Below are 13703 nucleotides of genomic sequence, written 5' to 3' on the forward strand. Positions count from 1 at the left end.
CGGCCAGACCTACGGCGCCGAGCCGCTGTTGGCGCGCGCCCACCACGGCTCGGTCAGCAAGGAACAGCGCGCCCTGGTCGAAGAGGACCTCAAGCGCGGCCTGCTCAAGGCCGTGGTCGCGACGTCGAGCCTGGAGCTCGGCATCGACATGGGCGCGGTCGACCTGGTGATCCAGGTCGAGGCGCCGCCGTCGGTGGCCAGCGGCCTGCAACGCATCGGGCGGGCCGGCCACCAGGTCGGCGAGGTGTCCCAGGGCGCGCTGTTCCTTGCTGACCGAGCCGTGGTGGGCGCGCGCCAACAGCGGCTCGGCGCCGTAGGTCTGGCCGCTGCCCATGATGTGGGCGGGCGCCCCGCCCGCCACCTTGGTGTTGGTCTCGCCGGACAGGCCCAGACCGCAGCGTTCGGCGTGAATCTCGTTCAGCCGCGCGGTGAGCCGCTCGGCCAGTCGCCGCGAGTTGGCGAACACGATCGTCGAGTTGTGCGCCTCGATCAGGTCGACCAGCCGCGCCTCGACGTCGGGCCAGATGCTGTTGTTGGCCAGGTTGGCCATGTCGGGCACCGGCACCTGCACCGTCAACTCGACGGTCTTGGCCGCGCGGGGGGCCACGATGGTGGTCGGCTGCTGCCCGGAAAGGAACCGGGCGAGCTCCTCGGGCGGGCGCACCGTCGCCGACAGCCCGATGCGCTGCGCTGGCGGCCCCTCCCGCAGTTCGTCGAGCCGCTCCAGCGACAGCGCCAGGTGCGCGCCCCGCTTGCCCGCGGCGATGGCGTGGATCTCGTCGACGATCACCGTCTGCACGCCGGCCAGGGTCTCGCGGGCGGCCGAGGTGAGCATCAGGAACAGCGACTCGGGCGTGGTGATCAGCACGTCGGGTGGCCGCGCGATGAGCTGACGGCGTTCGGCGGGCGGGGTGTCGCCGGACCGGACGCCGACGCTGATGGCCGGTGGCGGCAGGCCGTGCCGCTCGGCGATGCGGGTGAGCCCCGCGAGCGGAGTGCGCAGGTTGCGTTCGACGTCGACCGCCAGCGCCTTGAGCGGAGACACGTACAGCACGCGGGTACCGGCCGGGCGCTCGGCCGCGCCGGCGAGCGAATCCAGGGCCCACAGGAATGCCGCGAGCGTCTTGCCGGATCCGGTCGGCGCGATCACCAGCGTGTTGTCGCCGTCGGCGATGGCATCCCAGGCCTCGGCCTGCGCGGCGGTGGGGCCGGCGAACGTGCTGGTGAACCATTCGCGCGTGGTCGCGCTGAACCGGCCTAACGGATCACGGGTGGTCACCTAACCATGGTGCCAAGGCGCACCGACAAGTACGCGGGCTAGCGCGGCTGGATCCGTGCCGTCGCCATCGCGTGGGACAGCTCCTCGGGGATCTCCGGCACCCGGGCGATGGCGTCGAACAGCGAGTGCGCACACGCGTCGGCGAGGCGTTCGGCGTTGATCGTCGGGTCGATGATGCGCTGGCGGCACAGCTCGAAGGTGAACGCCAGCCAGCCGTGGCAGATCACCCGGAGGTCCCGCTCGACGTCGGCTTCCAGCTTCGCCCCGGAGATGTTGGCCACCAGGTCGTGGATGCGGCTCATGATGTGTTCGAGCTGGCGGTTCTTGGCCTCGTCGTCGACGCCCAGCAGAACCGGGTCCGACCGGCCCAGCCCGACGTAGGCCGCCCACGCGGCCTCCGGGTTCTGCTCGTGGTAGGCCATGTAGGCCATGACGCCGACGCGCACCTCTTCGTACATCGTGAGGCCGGTGGCGTCGTCCATGTTGGTGGTCTCGTACAGCCGGTCGGCCTCGTCCTTGACCACCGCGGCGAAGAAGGCCCGCTTGTCGGGGAAGTAGTGATACATCAGCGCACGCGACACCCCGGCGCGCTCGGCGATCTCGTCGATGCGCACCTCGTCGTAGGGTCGCTTTCCGAAGACTTCTGCCCCCAAAGCGAGCAGCTCAGCGCGTCGATCCTCGGGGGATAAGCGCCTTCGGGCTGTCGGCATGTGAGAGATAGTACTCATCGGTTCTGAGACACCAACCATATTGTGACCATCGGGGCTCCGCGCCCTTGGCCAGCGGTATTGCCGGAAAAATTGACGGTATCGTCGACGCTGCCCGCCGCTTGAGCCCGCGCCGGTTTCACCGGGTTTGCCGCGGGGTATCTGTTCCCATGCGCTATCCGCAAAGTGCCAGCGCGATTGCAGCGCCCCGTCGTCGGACATTTGTCATTGCGGAGTAACTATTGCGACGCAGCAAACGATGAATAAGGCGTTGGCCACACAGGGGGATATGAGGGATACGGATGCACAAAGCCGATGAGCGATCGGGTGGCGATCGCTTGGGACAGGAAGACGGCGAAGTGCGCGCCGCCATCCGGTTCGCGGTGCTCGCCGCGATCGCGGCGGTCGGCTTCCTGGTGCTGGCCGCGCTGTGGGTGAGCACCTGCCCGGGCACCGGTGTCGACACGGCGGCCTGCGGTGCCCCGCAGCGGACGTTGCTGGCGCTGGGCGGACCGGCCATCTTGCTGGCGGCCGGGCTGTGGGCCTTCCTGCGCACCTACCGCGTATGGAAGGCGGAGGGCACCTGGTGGGGATGGCACGGCGCCGGGTGGTTTCTCTTCACGCTGATGGTGCTGATGGTGGCCATGGGCGTCGCGCCGATCGCGGGCCCCGCGCTGCCGCTCTGATCGGGTCTCGCCAAAAGCCTTCCCGGGGATCTACCGTTGAGGGTGCAACCCTAATTGAGCTGCGCATGAGTCATAAGTTCTCCACTAGGAGCAGCCATGGGAGACACCTTTCATGACCCCGTCGACCATCTGAGGACCACGCGGCCGCTCGCCGGCGAGTCGTTGATCGACGTGTTGCACTGGCCCGGTTATCTGCTGGTGGTGGCCGGCGTGATCGGGGCGTGCGGAAGCCTGGCGGCCTTCGGCACCGGACACCACCACGAGGGGATGACCGCGGGCGTGCTTGCGATCATCGCCGCGGTCCTGGGGCTGGTGTGGGTGGCCGTCGAGCACCGCCGGATCCGCCGGATCGCGGACCGCTGGTATGCCGAGCACCCCGAGGCATACCGGCAGCGGCCCGCAAGCTGACGGTCTGCCCGCCGGCCGTTCTGGGCAACGCGCCTTTTTGCCAGGAGGCAAATTGCGCGGTTACCGGCCTCGTCGAGTGGGTATCAGGTCTGCACCATGATGAGTGCCGGAACGGTTGCGTTAGCGTGGTCACCCAATCATGGGGACCAGGATCACGGACACGCCGACATAGATGCTTACAGCCAGAAGAACCAATACAGCCAGCGCGATTCCGGCGAGCGCCGCCGCGCGCTCGAACCGCCGTGCCCGATCGGTTCCGGCGGTCTCCGGCGGCGGCCATGACTGATCGGCTCGAGCGTACGGTCCACGGCGGACTAAGGGGTGGTAGTAGTGGTAGTCAACCGTTGCCGGGAGACCAGATGAACGATGCGGGAGTGCGCGCTCACAAGCGCCAGCGCGGTAACCGTGCCGTCGAATTGCACGTTGCGGCGCGCCTGGAGAACCTGGCGATGCTGCGGACGCTGGTCGGTGCGATCGGCACCTTCGAGGACCTGGACTTCGACGCGGTCGCAGACCTGCGGCTCGCGGTCGACGAGGTGTGCACCCGGTTGATCCGCTGCGCCACCCCCGACGCGACCCTGGTCGTGGTGGTCGACCCGCAGGACGAGCAGTTGGTCGTCGAGGCGTCCGCGGCGTGCGACACGCACGACGTGGTGGCGCCCGGCAGCTTCAGCTGGCACGTGCTGACGTCCCTGGCCGACGACGTCCAGACTTTCCACGATGGTCGCGAACCCAACCAAACCGGCAGCGTGTTCGGTATCACGCTGACGGCGCGACGGGCGGCCTCCAGCAGGTGACCCCACCAGCTGCCGGGGGTTCCGTCTCTCGACCGAACGAATACGCCGATGTCCCGGCGATGTTCCGCGAGCTGGCCGATGTCGACCCGGGCTCGATGGAATTTCAGCGCCAGCGGGACAAGATCGTCGAGCGCTGCCTGCCTCTGGCCGATCACATCGCCCGCCGGTTCGAGGGCCGCGGCGAACCGCGCGACGACCTCGTGCAGGTGGCGCGGGTCGGGTTGGTGAACGCGGTGGTCCGGTTCGACGTGGAGGCCGGGTCCGACTTCGTGTCGTTCGCGGTGCCCACGATCATGGGCGAGGTCCGCCGACACTTCCGCGACAACAGCTGGTCGGTGAAGGTGCCCCGGCGCCTGAAGGAACTGCACCTGCGCCTCGGCACCGCCACCGCCGAGCTGTCGCAGCGGCTGGGCCGGGCGCCCACCGCCACGGAGCTCGCCGCCGAACTCGGCATGGACCGCGAGGAGGTCGTCGAGGGCCTGGTGGCGGGCAGCTCGTACAACACCCTGTCCATCGACAGCGGTGGGGGCAGCGAGGAGGACGAGGCCCGCGCGATCGCCGACACCCTGGGCGACGTCGACACCGGTCTGGACCGGATCGAGGATCAGGAGTCGTTGCGGCCCCTGCTCGAGGCGCTGCCGGAGCGGGAGCGAACGGTGTTGGTGCTCAGGTTCTTCGAGTCGATGACGCAGACCCAGATCGCCGAACGGGTGGGCATCTCGCAGATGCACGTGTCCCGGCTGCTGGCCAAGTCGCTAACGCGGCTGCGCGACCAGTTGCAGTAGGGACTCCGGCTCCCCGTCGTCCGCGGATCCCAGCAACGGCTCGGCCGCGGGCGTCGTCACCGGGAGGGTGCCGTCGGGGTCGCAGATGCGCAGCAACCGCGCCACCGCCGCGCTCGGCGCCATCGCCCAATCGGCTTGGGCGCCCGAGCACACGACGTTGATCCGGTGCAGTGCCGAAAAGCCGGCCGTGCCAATGAATTTCAGGCCACGCAGGTCCAGTATCACGCGCTGGGAACTGGCGATGGCGTTTCGCACGTACGCCGCGAGCTGATCCGCGTTGGCGGCGTCGAGCTCGCCGTCCACCGTGATCAGTGTCCCCGACGGGTACCAGCGCGCGGTGAATTGCGCCGCGCGGCTGTGTTGCCAAGATTGGGCCACAGACATTACTGACTCCATCCGTAGAGCAGGATGTGTGCTGCGGAAGACGTCAGGCGTCGATCGAGGCTGAGAACAAGTGAGTTCACCTTCCCGCGCCCTTACGTGATCCGGACGGCTGTGAACTCAACCTGCCCCGAACGGTACCCGCGCCGGACCGGGCCGACAACTGTTTCCCAGGATTATTGTCCGATCGCTATTTGATCTCGGCGAGCACCGTGCCCTGGGTGATGGCGGCGCCCGCCTCGACCGCGAGTCCGGTGATGACGCCGTCCTTGTGCGCGGTGACCGGGTTCTCCATCTTCATCGCCTCGAGGACGACGACCAGGTCGCCGGCGGCGACCTCCTGCCCCTCCTCGACCGCGACCTTGACCACGGTGCCCTGCATCGGCGCGGTCACCGCGTCGCCGGAGGCGGCGGCACCCGAGTGCGCCCCGCGCTTGCGCGGCTTGGGCTTCTTGCGGATGACCCCGGCCGGGTCGGCGGAACCGTTGGACAGCGCCAGGTCGCCGGGCAGCGATACCTCGAGCCGGCGACCGCCCACCTCGACGACCACCGTCTGGCGGGGCCGGGCGTCCTCCTCGTCCAGGGGCTCGCCGCCGGTGAACGGCTCGATGGTGTTGTTCCATTCGGTCTCGATCCAGCGCGTGTGCACCGAGAAGCCGTCGCCGTCGCCGATGAACGCCGGGTCGGACACCACCGCGCGGTGGAACGGGATCACGGTGGCCAGCCCCTCGACGTGGAATTCGTCGAGGGCCCGCCGCGAGCGGGCCAGGGCTTCTTCGCGGGTGGCGCCGTACACGATCAGCTTGGCCAGCATCGAGTCGAACTGGCCGCCGATCACCGATCCGGCTTCGACACCGGAATCCAGCCGGACCCCCGGCCCACTGGGCGTGTCGTACCGGGTGACCGGGCCGGGCGCCGGCAGGAAGCCGCGGCCGGCGTCCTCGCCGTTGATCCGGAACTCGATGGCGTGGCCGCGCGGCGTGGGATCCTCGGTGAGGTCCAGCTTTTCGCCGTTGGCGATCTTGAACTGCTGCAACACCAGGTCGATGCCGGAGGTCTCCTCGGTGACCGGGTGCTCGACCTGCAGGCGGGTGTTGACCTCCAGGAACGAGATCAGGCCGTCCTGGCCGACCAGGTACTCGACCGTGCCGGCGCCGTAGTAGTGCGCCTCCTTGCAGATGCGCTTGGCCGACTCGTGGATCTCCTTGCGCTGCGCGTCGGTGAGGAACGGCGCGGGCGCCTCCTCGACCAGCTTTTGGAAGCGGCGCTGCAGGGAGCAGTCTCGGGTGCCGGCCACGATGACGTTGCCGTGCTGGTCGGCGATCACCTGCGCCTCGACGTGGCGGGGCTTGTCCAGGTAGCGCTCGACGAAGCACTCGCCGCGACCGAAGGCGGCGACGGCCTCGCGCACCGCCGACTCGTACAGGTGCGGGATCTCCTCGATGGTGCGCGCCACCTTCATGCCGCGGCCGCCGCCACCGAAGGCCGCCTTGATGGCGATCGGCACGCCGTACTCCTCGGCGAAGGCCACCACCTCGTCGGCGTCCTTGACCGGGTCCGGGGTGCCCGGCACCAGCGGGGCCTGGGCGCGGGCGGCGATGTGGCGGGCGGTGACCTTGTCACCGAGGTCGCGGATCGACTGGGGGCTCGGGCCGATCCAGATCAGGCCGGCGTCGATGACCGCCTGGGCGAAATCGGCGTTCTCCGAGAGGAACCCGTAGCCGGGGTGGATGGCGTTGGCGCCCGACTTGGCCGCCGCGTCGAGGAGCTTGCCGATGTCCAGGTAGGACTCGGCGGAGGTCTGGCCGCCCAGGGCGAACGCCTCGTCGGCGAGCCGCACGTGCGGCGCGTCGGCATCGGGCTCGGCGTACACCGCCACGCTGGCCAGGCCCGCATCGCGGGCCGCGCGGATCACCCGGACAGCGATCTCGCCGCGGTTGGCGACAAGCACTTTGGAGATCCTCGAGCTGGCGTGACTAGCCACTGCGCCTCCTGTTTGGCAGATCTGAAGCGGACGTGTTTCCGCCTTGGGCTTCTTTAAGAGAGTTTCTTACAACTCCAGGGAAGTCTAAGCGCCGCGCCGTCAGGCCGATCAGGCGGTGCCGGAATTCTGGCCTGACTCGCGCAGCCGCCGCTTGATGCGGGCGAGCATCGCCGACATGCCCCGCAACCGCAGCGGGCTGATCAGCGCGGCCAGGCCCAGGTCGGTGTAGAAATCCTCGGGCACCGCCAGGATGTCGGCGGCGGGTTGCTCGTCGAGTCCGGCCGCGAGGATCGACGCGAACCCGCGCGTGGTGGGCGCCTCGGCGGGGGCGCTGAAGTGCAACCGCACCCGGTCCCGGTCGCTCGCATCGACGTGCAGGAACAGCGGGGTCTGACACTCGGGGACGGGCTCCATGGCCCGCTCCTCGAGTTCGGGCGGCAGGGGTGGCAGGTCGTTGGCGAATTCGAGCAGCAGCGCCAGCTTGTCCTGGCCCTCGACTTCTGCGAAGTCGGACACCACCTCGGCCAGGGGCGCGGGCAGGCTCATCGGACCGGAACGGCCCCCGGCTCTTCGCCGGCGACGATCGGCGTGCGCACGGTGTTGCCCCACTCCGTCCACGATCCGTCGTAGTTGCGCACGCCGGGCTTGCCCAGCAGGTACGTGAGCACGAACCAGGTGTGGCTGGACCGCTCGCCGATGCGGCAGTAGACGACCGTCTTGTCGTCGGGCTCGATGAAGCCGTAGATCTCCTCGAGCTCCTCGCGGCTGCGGAATCGGCCGCTTTCATCGACGGCCTTAGCCCAGGGGATGGACCGGGCGGTGGGGATGTGGCCGCCGCGCAGCACGCCCTCCTCGGGGTATTCGGGCATGTGGGTGCGCTTGCCGGTGTACTCGTCCGGCGAGCGCACGTCGATCAGGGGCTGGCCGCCCAGAATGGCCAGCACGTCGTCCTTGTACGCCCGGATGGGCGCGTCGTTGCGCGTGACGACGGGATAGCCGGAGGAGGTCTTGGTCGGCACGTCCAGGGTGGTCTCCCGGCGCTCGGCCAGCCACAGGTCGCGCCCGCCGTTGAGCAGGCGCACGTCGGAATGGCCGAACAGCGTGAAGACCCACAGCGCGTACGCGGCCCACCAGTTGCACTTGTCGCCGTAGATCACCACGGTGTCGTCGCGCGAGATCCCTTTGCGGTCCATCAATTCGGCGAACTGCTCGCCGTTGATGTAGTCGCGGACGGTCGGGTCGTTGAGGTCGGTGTGCCAGTCGATCTTGACCGCGCCGGGGATATGGCCGACGTCGTAGAGCAAGACGTCCTCGTCGGATTCGACGATCACCAGGCCGGGGGTGCCCATGTTGGCCGACAGCCAGTCGGCGGTGACCAGCCGTTCGGGGTGGGCGTAGTCCGTCAGGGTCGGGCTTGGATCCGGGGGTAATGCCACAACCCGAGCCTACCGTCAGCGCCGCAAGGGCCCCGAGCGCCATTGGCTGTCGCGACACATAGACGTCTGCGACGACACGCCGGCGAAGGCCGCCGTGGTTTATGTCTCGCGGTTTCCGTTGCTCACCGTCCACAGCTGCGCCACCGAGAGCCCGACGCGGGCCAGCAACGACCGCAGCAGCGGCAGGCTCACGCCGATCACGTTCGAAGGGTCGCCCTCGATGCCGTCGACGAACCAGCCGCCCAGCCCGTCGAGGGTGAACCCGCCGGCCACCTGCAGGGGCTCGCCTGCGGCGACGTAGGCCCGCAGGTCCGCATCCGTGGGGGCGGCGAAATACACTGTGGTGCAAGCGGATTCCACTTCACGATGGGTGATCGCGCCGCCGCTCAGGCGCAGCAGGCAGTGCCCGGTATGCAGCAGGCCGGAGCGGCCGGCCATGCGGCGCCACTGGGCCGTCGCGGCGTCGGCCGAGCCGGGCTTGCCGCACAGCTCTCCGTCGAGGTCCAGCATCGAATCACAGCCGAGGACAACGCAATCGGCGGCGACGTCGCCGTCCAGCGCGCCCGCCACCTGTTCGGCCTTGGCCGCCGCCAGCGCGCACACCACCTCGGCCGGGCCGGCGTCGGGTCCCAGGGCGGCGAGGAGGGCGTCCTCGTCCACCCCGGAGACCGCGACCAGCGGATCGATGCCGGCCTGGCGCAGCACCTTGCGGCGGCCCGACGAGGCCGAACCGAGGACCAGGCGGGTCAATGCTTCATGTGTGTCATCTGCTGGAAGGTGAGCCGCTGGTAGTTGGACATCGCGAACCGCAGCCGGTCCACCGGCAGGCCCCAGCGCGTGCGCTCGGGCTCGCCGGGCTCGGGGGCGGGGCCGCCCACGACGCCGAGCGCGGTGACCAGCGCGGCCAGCTCCGCGTCGGTCGGTTGACCCTTGAGGACCTGGATGTGCGGCTCGTGCGGCCCGTGCGTGGTTTCGGTTGTCTCGGAACCGTTTTCGTCGCTCATCTCGTCGCTCACAGCGGGATGTTCCCGTGCTTCTTGGGCGGCAGGTGCGCGATCTTGCGTTCCAGCAGCCGCAGCGCGGTGCCGATGTAGCCGCGCGTGTGCGACGGCGGGATGACCGCGTCGACGTATCCCCGCTCGGCGGCGACGTACGGATTGACCAGGGTGTCCTCGTACTCCTGCTGCAGCTCCAGCCGCAGGGCGTCGACGTCTTTGCCCTCCTTGGCCGCCTCGGCCAGCTGCTTGCGGTAGACGAAGCCGACGGCCCCGGAGGCGCCCATCACCGCGATCTGCGCGGTCGGCCAGGCGATGTTGACGTCGCAGCCCATGTCCTTGGAGCCCATGACGCAGTACGCGCCGCCGTAGGCCTTGCGGGTGATGACGGTTATCTTCGGAACGGTGGCCTCGCCGTAGGCGAACAGCAGCTTGGCGCCGCGCCGGATGATGCCGTTGTATTCCTGGCCGGTTCCCGGCAGGAAACCCGGGACGTCCACCAGCATGATGATCGGGATGTTGAAGCAGTCGCAGGTGCGCACGAACCGCGCCGCCTTCTCCGAGGCGTTGATGTCCAGGCAGCCGGCGAACTGGGTGGGCTGGTTGGCCACGATGCCGACCGGCCGGCCCTCGATGCGGCCGAACCCGACGACGATGTTGGTGGCGTAGCCGTTCTGGATCTCCAGGAACTCGTCGTCGTCGAGGATGCGGGTGATCACCTCGTGCATGTCGTAGGGCTGGTTGGCCGAGTCCGGGATCAGCGTGTCCAGCTCGAGGTCCTCCTCGGTGAGGTTGTCCTCGATCGCGCCCTCCGGGATGGGCTCGGCGTAGCGCGGTGCGTCGGTGGCGTTGTTCGGCGGCAGGTAGCTCAGCAGGTCCCGCACCCAGTCGAAGGCGTCCTGCTCGCCGGAGGCGACGTAGTGCAGGGTGCCCGACTTGGCCATGTGGGTATGCGCCCCGCCGAGTTCCTCCATCGTGACGTCCTCGCCGGTGACGGTCTTGATGACGTCCGGCCCGGTGATGAACATCTGGCTGGTCTGGTCGACCATCACCACGAAGTCGGTCAGGGCGGGGGAGTAGACGTGCCCGCCGGCGGCCGCGCCCATGATCAGCGAGATCTGCGGGATCACGCCGGAGGCCAGGATGTTGTTCCGGAAGATCTTGCTGTACAGGCCGAGCGAGACGACGCCCTCCTGGATGCGGGCGCCGGCCCCGTCGTTGATGCCGATCAGCGGGCGGCCGGTCTTGATCGCCAGCTCCTGCACCTTGACGATCTTCTCGCCGTACACCTCGCCCAGGCTGCCGCCGAACACCGTGGCGTCCTGGCTGAAGATGCACACGTCGCGGCCGTCGATGGTGCCGTAACCGGTGATCACCCCGTCGCCGAGGGGGCGGTTGTTCTCCAGGCCGAAGTTCTTGCTGCGGTGCCGGGCCAGCGCGTCGAGCTCGACGAACGAGTCCTCGTCGAGCAGGGCGAGGATGCGCTCGCGGGCGGTCAGCTTGCCCTTGGCGTGCACCTTCTCGACGGCCTCTTCGCCCACCGGGTGCAGCGATTCCTCGCGGCGCTTGTGGAGTTCGGCCAGCTTGCCTGCGGTGGTGTGGATGTCGATCGTGTGCTCAGCGGCCGGCTCTGCGGTGTGGTCGGTAACGCTTGTCATGGGATCCGAGCTTAGCGGCGCGCTAGTCTCCGCTGATGGACTGGGCGACCGAATGCGACGTGCTGGTCGCCGGGTCGGGCGGCGGAGGCGTCACCGGCGCCTACACCGCGGCACGCGAGGGCCTGGACGTGCTGCTGGTGGAGGCGACGTCGAAATTCGGCGGTACCACCGCCTACTCCGGTGGCGGCGGCGTCTGGTTCCCGTGCAATCCGGTGCTGCTGCGGGCCGGCGTCGACGACACCATCGAGGACGCGCTCACCTACTACCGGGCCGTGGTCGGTGACCGCACCCCGCGCGAGCTGCAGGAGGCGTATGTCCGCGGCGGGGCCCCGCTGATCGAATACCTGGAGGCCGACCCCCACCTGAAGTTCGTGCCCCTGCCCTGGCCCGACTACTACGGCAAGGCGCCGAAGGCGCGGCTGGACGGTCAGCGCCACATCGCCGCGAAGCCCTGGAAGGTGGCCGCCGCCCCCGAACTGCGGGAGGTGATCCGCGGGCCGTTGGACACCGACCGGCTCGGGGCCGAACCACCCTCGGACTACTACCTCGGCGGCCGCGCCCTGATCGCTCGGTTCCTCACGGCGATCGCTCAGTACCCGAACGCGGCGCTACAGCGCGACACCGCCCTGGTCGAGCTCGTCCTTTCCGACGGGGCGGTGACCGGGGCGATCGTGGAGAGCGGCGGCGAGCGGCGGGCCATCCGCACCCGGCTGGGCGTGCTGCTGGCCGCCGGCGGCTTCGAGAACAACGAGGAGATGCGCCGCGAATTCGGGGTGCCCGGCACCGCGCGAGACACCATGGGCGGCCCGGGAAGTCGCGGCCTGGCGCTGCGGGCCGGCATCGCCGCGGGCGCCGACACCGACCTGCTGGACCAGGCGTGGTGGTCACCGGGCATGACCCATCCCGACGGGCGGTCCGCGTTCGCGCTGTGGTTCACCGGCGGCATCTTCGTCAACCAGGACGGCGACCGGTTCGTCAACGAGTCCCAGGCGTACGACCGGGCGGGCCGCGAGATCATCGCGCAACTGCAGGACGGTTCAATCACGTTGCCGTACTGGATGATCTACGACGACTCCGACGGCGAGGTGCCCCCGGTGAAGGCGGCCAACGTGTCCATCGTCGAGACCGGGAAGTACGTCGCCGCCGGCCTGTGGCACACCGCGGACACCTTGGAGGAACTGGCGGACAAGATCGGCGTGCCGGGCGGGCGGCTGGCGGCAACGGTGGCCCGGTTCAACGGTTTTGCCGCCACGGGCGTCGACGAGGACTTCGGCAGGGGCGACGAGGCTTTCGACCGCGCCTTCTCGGGCGGCGCCTCGCCGCTGGTGCCCATCGAACGCCCGCCGTACCACGCCGCGGCGTTCGGGATCTCCGATCTGGGCACCAAGGGCGGCCTGCGCACCGACGCCGCCGCCCGGGTGCTCGACACGTCCGGCAATCCCATACCCGGCCTCTACGCCGCAGGCAACACGATGGCCGCGCCCAGCGGCACGGCGTATCCCGGCGGCGGCAACCCGATCGGGACCAGCATGCTGTTCAGCCACCTGGCCGTCCTGGACATGCTCGACGTCAGGAGCCGCCGGCGCCGCTGAGTCCTAGGCTGGGTCCAGTGACAGACCGAGACCAGCTCCGGCCACCGTTGGACCAGGCCGCATTACGAGCCGAGCTGATCGGCACCGGGCTGGGCTGGCGCCGGCTCGACGTCGTCGACGAAACCGGTTCCACCAACGCCGACCTGCTGGCCCGCGCCGCGTCCGGGACCGACGTCGCCGGGGCCGTGCTCGTCGCCGAGCACCAGACCGCCGGGCGCGGGCGCCACGGCCGCGGCTGGTCTGCCACCCCGCGGGCCCAGCTCACGATGTCGGTCGCCGTCAGCATCGTCGACGTGCCGACCTCCGGGTGGGGCTGGCTGCCGCTGGCCACCGGGGTGGCGGTGGTGGACACGTTGGCCCCGCTGCTCGACGGCGTTCGGGTGGGGCTCAAGTGGCCCAACGACGTGCTGGCGGGGGACCCCCCGGGCAAACTGGCGGGCATCCTGGCCGAGGTGGCGCGGCCGGTGGTGGTAATCGGCTTGGGGCTCAACGTGTTTGAGGCACCGGCCGATGTCGAGGGGGCCACCTCGCTGGTCGACTTGGGCGTGCCGGCGCCCGACCGGACCCGGCTGGTGTGCGGGCTGTTGAAGGAACTCGGGCGGCGGATCGTGGCCTGGCGCGCCGCGCGCGGGGCCGACTGGGCGCTGGCGGCCGACTACCGGGCGCGCAGCCTGACGGTCGGCGCGCGGGTGCGGGCGCACCTGCCGGGTGGCAAAGAGGTGGTCGGGGACGCGAGCGCGGTCGACGACCAGGGCAGGTTGTGCATCGAAAGTGGGGGACAGACGGTCGTCGTTTCGGCCGGTGACGTGGTGCATCTGCGGTAGCTTCTGGCAGGTGAGCTATCCGGATAACGTCCTGGCCGCCGGCGAGCAGGTGATCATCCACCGCCACCCGCACTGGAAGCGGCTGATCTGGCCGGTCGTCGTCCTTTTGCTGGTGACCGCGATCGCGGCGTTCGGGTCGGGATACCTCAACTCGACGCACTGGAGCCAGCT

14 protein-coding genes and 3 pseudogenes are annotated in these 13703 nt (G+C 69.6%); 8 read left to right on the forward strand and 9 right to left on the reverse strand.

Translation table 11 applies throughout. The annotated features are described in order from the left end of the window. Window positions 1-28: 28 nt before the first annotated feature. Window positions 29-169, forward strand: a pseudogene (locus A5691_RS29245) (helicase-related protein); the annotation flags it as partial. A gap of 80 nt (window positions 170-249) precedes the next feature. Here the strand turns inward: A5691_RS29245 and A5691_RS26085 are convergent. Then, window positions 250-1279: pseudogene (locus tag A5691_RS26085) on the reverse strand (DEAD/DEAH box helicase); the annotation flags it as partial. Between the two features lie 38 nt (window positions 1280-1317). Beyond that, entirely contained in the window at window positions 1318-1989 is a 672-nt protein-coding gene (locus A5691_RS26090; RefSeq protein WP_067749339.1) for a TetR/AcrR family transcriptional regulator, read from the reverse strand. 299 nt (window positions 1990-2288) lie between these two features. On the opposite strand from A5691_RS26090, the gene A5691_RS26095 reads away from it, so the two are divergent. From A5691_RS26095 to A5691_RS26110, 4 genes are all read left to right on the forward strand, one after another. Beyond that, complete coding sequence (locus A5691_RS26095) at window positions 2289-2672, forward strand: hypothetical protein (RefSeq protein WP_067749344.1); 384 nt, start codon at window positions 2289-2291, stop codon at window positions 2670-2672. 96 nt (window positions 2673-2768) lie between these two features. Next, on the forward strand, window positions 2769-3080 hold the full coding sequence (gene usfY, locus A5691_RS26100) for a protein UsfY (RefSeq protein WP_067749347.1): 312 nt from the start codon (window positions 2769-2771) through the stop codon (window positions 3078-3080). A 359-nt stretch (window positions 3081-3439) separates the two neighbouring features. After that, complete coding sequence (locus A5691_RS26105) at window positions 3440-3877, forward strand: ATP-binding protein (RefSeq protein ID WP_067749350.1); 438 nt, start codon at window positions 3440-3442, stop codon at window positions 3875-3877. Continuing rightward, on the forward strand, window positions 3874-4662 hold the full coding sequence (locus A5691_RS26110) for an RNA polymerase sigma factor SigF (RefSeq protein ID WP_067749352.1): 789 nt from the start codon (window positions 3874-3876) through the stop codon (window positions 4660-4662). Before A5691_RS26105 ends, A5691_RS26110 begins: the two co-directional genes overlap by 4 nt. Here the strand turns inward: A5691_RS26110 and A5691_RS26115 are convergent. From A5691_RS26115 to A5691_RS26145, 7 genes are all read right to left on the reverse strand, one after another. Beyond that, window positions 4633-5058, reverse strand: coding sequence for an STAS domain-containing protein (locus A5691_RS26115; RefSeq protein ID WP_067749355.1), 426 nt, complete (start codon window positions 5056-5058; stop codon window positions 4633-4635). The genes A5691_RS26110 and A5691_RS26115 overlap by 30 nt on opposite strands. A gap of 175 nt (window positions 5059-5233) precedes the next feature. After that, complete coding sequence (locus A5691_RS26120; RefSeq protein ID WP_067783225.1) at window positions 5234-7027, reverse strand: acetyl/propionyl/methylcrotonyl-CoA carboxylase subunit alpha; 1794 nt, start codon at window positions 7025-7027, stop codon at window positions 5234-5236. A 108-nt stretch (window positions 7028-7135) separates the two neighbouring features. Further along, window positions 7136-7573, reverse strand: a complete 438-nt coding sequence (locus A5691_RS26125) for a SufE family protein (protein ID WP_067783228.1) — start codon at window positions 7571-7573, stop codon at window positions 7136-7138. Further along, window positions 7570-8463, reverse strand: coding sequence for a sulfurtransferase (locus A5691_RS26130; RefSeq protein WP_068019022.1), 894 nt, complete (start codon window positions 8461-8463; stop codon window positions 7570-7572). The genes A5691_RS26125 and A5691_RS26130 overlap by 4 nt, the downstream gene beginning before the upstream one ends. A 99-nt stretch (window positions 8464-8562) precedes the next feature. Beyond that, window positions 8563-9213 carry a nucleoside triphosphate pyrophosphatase gene (locus A5691_RS26135; protein ID WP_067783233.1) on the reverse strand — a complete coding sequence of 217 codons (651 nt, stop codon included), beginning with the start codon at window positions 9211-9213 and terminating at the stop codon, window positions 8563-8565. Beyond that, window positions 9210-9479, reverse strand: coding sequence for an acyl-CoA carboxylase subunit epsilon (locus tag A5691_RS26140; RefSeq protein ID WP_197499119.1), 270 nt, complete (start codon window positions 9477-9479; stop codon window positions 9210-9212). The genes A5691_RS26135 and A5691_RS26140 overlap by 4 nt, the downstream gene beginning before the upstream one ends. Beyond that, the gene (locus A5691_RS26145; protein ID WP_067749378.1) at window positions 9476-11116 is read right to left on the reverse strand and encodes an acyl-CoA carboxylase subunit beta; all 1641 of its coding nucleotides are present in this window, start codon (window positions 11114-11116) and stop codon (window positions 9476-9478) included. The genes A5691_RS26140 and A5691_RS26145 overlap by 4 nt, the downstream gene beginning before the upstream one ends. A 35-nt stretch (window positions 11117-11151) precedes the next feature. On the opposite strand from A5691_RS26145, the gene A5691_RS26150 reads away from it, so the two are divergent. The 3 genes and pseudogenes from A5691_RS26150 to A5691_RS26160 form a co-directional block, all read left to right on the forward strand. Beyond that, complete coding sequence (locus A5691_RS26150) at window positions 11152-12708, forward strand: FAD-binding protein (protein ID WP_068019025.1); 1557 nt, start codon at window positions 11152-11154, stop codon at window positions 12706-12708. Between the two features lie 17 nt (window positions 12709-12725). Beyond that, window positions 12726-13532, forward strand: coding sequence for a biotin--[acetyl-CoA-carboxylase] ligase (locus A5691_RS26155; RefSeq protein ID WP_067749395.1), 807 nt, complete (start codon window positions 12726-12728; stop codon window positions 13530-13532). 10 nt (window positions 13533-13542) lie between these two features. Further along, window positions 13543-13703 (forward strand): annotated as a pseudogene (locus A5691_RS26160) (PH domain-containing protein); the annotation flags it as partial.

Origin of the sequence: Mycobacterium sp. E183 (genome assembly GCF_001667735.1) — a bacterium.
In the GTDB taxonomy this organism is placed as follows: Bacteria; Actinomycetota; Actinomycetes; order Mycobacteriales; family Mycobacteriaceae; genus Mycobacterium.

Excerpts from the sequence above, each read along its gene's own strand:
- A5691_RS26115 (WP_067749355.1), bottom strand. The coding sequence starts at position 5,058 with ATGGAGTCAGTAATGTCTGTGGCCCAATCTTGGCAACACAGCCGCGCG.
- A5691_RS26145 (WP_067749378.1), bottom strand. The coding sequence starts at position 11,116 with ATGACAAGCGTTACCGACCACACCGCAGAGCCGGCCGCTGAGCACACG.
- A5691_RS26095 (WP_067749344.1), top strand. The coding sequence starts at position 2,289 with ATGCACAAAGCCGATGAGCGATCGGGTGGCGATCGCTTGGGACAGGAA.
- A5691_RS26150 (WP_068019025.1), top strand. The coding sequence starts at position 11,152 with ATGGACTGGGCGACCGAATGCGACGTGCTGGTCGCCGGGTCGGGCGGC.
- A5691_RS26090 (WP_067749339.1), bottom strand. The coding sequence starts at position 1,989 with ATGCCGACAGCCCGAAGGCGCTTATCCCCCGAGGATCGACGCGCTGAG.
- A5691_RS26125 (WP_067783228.1), bottom strand. The coding sequence starts at position 7,573 with ATGAGCCTGCCCGCGCCCCTGGCCGAGGTGGTGTCCGACTTCGCAGAA.
- A5691_RS26105 (WP_067749350.1), top strand. The coding sequence starts at position 3,440 with ATGAACGATGCGGGAGTGCGCGCTCACAAGCGCCAGCGCGGTAACCGT.
- usfY (WP_067749347.1), top strand. The coding sequence starts at position 2,769 with ATGGGAGACACCTTTCATGACCCCGTCGACCATCTGAGGACCACGCGG.